This is a genomic window from Pseudomonas sp. NPDC089554 (assembly GCF_050280645.1).
Lineage (GTDB): Bacteria > Pseudomonadota > Gammaproteobacteria > Pseudomonadales > Pseudomonadaceae > Aquipseudomonas.
This window is the reverse complement of the sequence record NZ_JBNNVR010000173.1, coordinates 1-3,170: the sequence shown is the minus strand read 5'-3', so window position 1 is coordinate 3,170 and position 3,170 is coordinate 1. Positions and strand designations below refer to the sequence as shown.

Below are 3,170 nucleotides of genomic sequence, written 5' to 3'. Positions count from 1 at the left end.
GCCCGCTCCCACAGGACCTCCACTGTCTTTGTGGGAGCGGGCTTGCCCCGCGATAGGGACGCTACAGGCACAGCTCAAACCTCCGGCAACACCGGCACCGGGCGCTTGTCCTCATCGATGGCGACAAAGCTGAACACCCCTTGAATCGCCTGCTCGCGCCCATCGACGTACATGTTCTCGACGAACACATCCACCTGCACTTGCAGGCTGGTGTTACCCACCTTGGTCACCGTGCCCACCAGCTCGACGATCGAGCCCGCCGCGATCGGGTGCTTGAAGTCGATCCGGTCAGTGGACACAGTCACCAGCGGCAAGCGGCAGAAACGCGTGGCAGCAATGAACGACACTTCGTCCATCCACGCCAGGGCGGTGCCGCCGAACAGCGTGTTGTGGTGGTTGGTGGTGTTGGGGAAGACGGCCTTGGTCACGCGGGTCACCGACAACTCGGTGCGGCGCTGGATTTCCTGGTCTCGGGTAGTCATATGCAGCTCACATCGCAAGGGCAGGTTTCAGAACGCAAAAAAGCAGCCCGAAGGCTGCTTTCTCTCTCGCAGGGCGGCCATGGCCACCGGTCAAACTGCACTCAGGACAGTTTTTCCTTGATGCGAGCGGCTTTGCCGGACAGGTCGCGCAGGTAGTACAGCTTGGCTTTACGCACGTCACCACGACGTTTCACGGCCAGGCTGTCGATCTGTGGGCTGTAGGTCTGGAAGGTACGCTCTACGCCAACGCCGCTGGAGATCTTGCGCACGGTGAAGGCGCTGTTCAGACCGCGGTTACGCTTGGCGATAACGACGCCTTCGAACGCCTGCAGACGCGAGCGGTCGCCCTCCTTCACTTTAACCTGGACGACAACGGTGTCGCCGGGTGCGAAGGTCGGGATCTCTTTGCTCATCTGCTCGGCTTCGAGCTGCTGGATGATCTTGTTGGTCATGCTGTGCTCCTAAGATGGATAACGCGATCCACCATCGATACGTTTAACTATCGTCCCGCTCGCGGAGGTATTCCTCGAGCAGCTTCTTCTCTTCTCCAGAAAGCGAGCGACTTTCCAGAAGATCGGCGCGTCGTTCGAAGGTCCTACCAAGGGACTGCTTCATCCGCCAACGCCGGATATGTGCATGGTTGCCACTTAGCAACACGTCGGGTACACGCTGATCCGCATACACCTCAGGTCGGGTGTAGTGCGGGCAATCCAGCAGACCATCGGTGAAGGAGTCTTCCTCCGCCGAGTCCACATGCCCTAAAGCTCCGGGCAGCAGCCGCGTAACCGCATCGATCAGTACCATGGCCGGCAGCTCGCCACCGGAAAGCACATAGTCGCCAATCGACCACTCTTCATCGACATGAGCCTCGATAAAACGCTCGTCGATGCCTTCATAACGACCGGCGATCAGGATCAACGACTCCTGTTCGGCCAGGCCTTTGACCGCCTGCTGAGTCAGCTTGCGGCCTTGTGGCGAGAGGTAGATCACCTTCGCCGCTGCTCCAGTCGCTTGCCTGGCGCTAACCAGTGCATCTTCCAGAGGCTTGATCTTCATCACCATGCCTGGACCACCGCCAAAAGGCCGATCATCCACCGTGTGGTGGCGATCCGTGGTGTAGTCCCGCGGGTTCCAGCAGGTCACTTGCAGCAACCCCTGTTTCACCGCGCGGCTGGTAATGCCGTACTCCGTGATGGCCGAGAACATCTCGGGGAACAACGTGATGACGTCTACGCGAAGGTTACCCATCGTTTAGAAATCCGCGTCCCATTCAACTCGCATCACGCCCGCTTCCAGGTCGACTGCCAGCACGCATTGCGCCGTGTAGGGCAACAAGCGCTCGCGATCGTCAAGGCTGCCTGCGCAAGGCTTGACCACCATTACATCGTTCGCGCCGGTCTCCAACAGGTGATCGATCGTGCCGAACAGCTGTTCGTCCTGATTGATGACCTTCAGGCCCACCAACTGGTACCAGTAGTACTCGTCGGCTGCCAGGTTGGGCAAAAGGCTCCGCGGGATGCAGATCTCGTAACCGCTCAGAAGACGGGCTTCATCGCGATCGTCGAGGCCTTTCAATTTCACGACCAGGCCCTTTTGGGAGCCACGACCGTTGACCAGCTCGACCTGTTTTACCGTGCCTTCGTGCCTAAGCGTCCAACGCGGGTAATCCAACAGGTTTTCAATCGGATCGGTAAAGGAATACACCTTCACCTCGCCGCGAACGCCGTGAACCGAAAAAATCTTGCCAACGACGATGAGGTCGTCAGCCTTTTCTGGCGTCGCGTTCATACTGCTCAGGCTGCGGCCTTGGCAGCTTCCTTCAGCAGCTGAGCAACACGCTCAGACGGCTGCGCGCCCTGGCTCAGCCAGTAGGTGACGCGTTCCTGGTTGACCGACAGCTTAACCTCGGCGCCAGCGGCGATCGGGTTGAAGAAGCCAACGCGCTCAACGAAACGGCCATCACGGGCGTTACGCGAGTTGGTCACGGTCAGGTGGTAGAAAGGGCGCTTTTTAGAGCCGCCACGGGCAAGACGGATGGTTACCATGTGAACATCGTTCCTATAGTCGGTGCTGCAAATCTGAATGCCAAATAGGCACAGGGTGCCCAAAAGGCCGCATATTCTCGGGGAATACACGGACATTTGCAAATGGCTTTTTCAGCAAGGCCCTGCCTCGCTATCCAGACTTGCGGTTCAAGCCGCTGATTCGCGGCGATTTTCCCGCCGAGGCGGGGTCTGATGGGCGGCCCGGCATCTCTACCGGGCCGCCCATCGGATTCGCTTACAGCTTGGGCATGCCGCCGCCAGGCAGCATCCCGCCAAGGCCGCGCATCATCTTCGACATGCCGCCCTTGGTGGAGAATTTCTTCATCATCTTCTGCATTTGCTTGTGCTGCTTGATCAACCGCCCGACGTCCTGCACCTGGGTACCGGAACCCAGCGCGATCCGGCGTTTGCGCGAACCGCTGATCAGCTCGGGGTCGCGGCGCTCGGCCGGGGTCATGGAGTCGATGATCGCTTCCATCTGCTTGAACTGCTTCTCGGCCGCGCCCTGGGCATTGCCCATCTGCGACAGGTTCACGCCACCGATGCTCGGCAGCTTGTCCATGAGGCCGCCCAGCCCGCCCATGTTCTTCATCTGTTGCAGCTGGTCGCGGAAGTCTTCGAGGTCGAAGCCCTTGCCCTTCTT

5 protein-coding genes and 1 pseudogene are annotated in these 3,170 nt (G+C 59.6%); all 6 read right to left on the bottom strand.

The features are described from left to right. Positions 1-74 precede the first annotated feature (74 nt). Positions 75-482, bottom strand: a complete 408-nt coding sequence (locus tag ACQKPE_RS26110; protein WP_427669583.1) for an acyl-CoA thioesterase — start codon at positions 480-482, stop codon at positions 75-77. A 101-nt stretch (positions 483-583) separates the two neighbouring features. After that, positions 584-934 (bottom strand): 50S ribosomal protein L19, encoded by a 351-nt coding sequence (gene rplS / locus ACQKPE_RS26105; protein WP_011535315.1) that lies wholly within the window; start codon positions 932-934, stop codon positions 584-586. A 43-nt stretch (positions 935-977) separates the two neighbouring features. Then, positions 978-1,730 (bottom strand): tRNA (guanosine(37)-N1)-methyltransferase TrmD, encoded by a 753-nt coding sequence (trmD, locus tag ACQKPE_RS26100; RefSeq protein WP_003252146.1) that lies wholly within the window; start codon positions 1,728-1,730, stop codon positions 978-980. Between the two features lie 3 nt (positions 1,731-1,733). Further along, positions 1,734-2,270 carry a ribosome maturation factor RimM gene (rimM, locus tag ACQKPE_RS26095; RefSeq protein WP_427669582.1) on the bottom strand — a complete coding sequence of 179 codons (537 nt, stop codon included), beginning with the start codon at positions 2,268-2,270 and terminating at the stop codon, positions 1,734-1,736. A gap of 5 nt (positions 2,271-2,275) precedes the next feature. Beyond that, positions 2,276-2,527, bottom strand: a complete 252-nt coding sequence (gene rpsP / locus ACQKPE_RS26090) for a 30S ribosomal protein S16 (RefSeq protein WP_003252142.1) — start codon at positions 2,525-2,527, stop codon at positions 2,276-2,278. A gap of 235 nt (positions 2,528-2,762) precedes the next feature. Further along, a pseudogene (locus tag ACQKPE_RS26085) lies at positions 2,763-3,170 on the bottom strand (signal recognition particle protein); the annotation flags it as partial.

Excerpts from the sequence above, each read along its gene's own strand:
- rplS (WP_011535315.1), bottom strand. The coding sequence starts at position 934 with ATGACCAACAAGATCATCCAGCAGCTCGAAGCCGAGCAGATGAGCAAA.
- rpsP (WP_003252142.1), bottom strand. The coding sequence starts at position 2,527 with ATGGTAACCATCCGTCTTGCCCGTGGCGGCTCTAAAAAGCGCCCTTTC.
- rimM (WP_427669582.1), bottom strand. The coding sequence starts at position 2,270 with ATGAACGCGACGCCAGAAAAGGCTGACGACCTCATCGTCGTTGGCAAG.
- ACQKPE_RS26110 (WP_427669583.1), bottom strand. The coding sequence starts at position 482 with ATGACTACCCGAGACCAGGAAATCCAGCGCCGCACCGAGTTGTCGGTG.
- trmD (WP_003252146.1), bottom strand. The coding sequence starts at position 1,730 with ATGGGTAACCTTCGCGTAGACGTCATCACGTTGTTCCCCGAGATGTTC.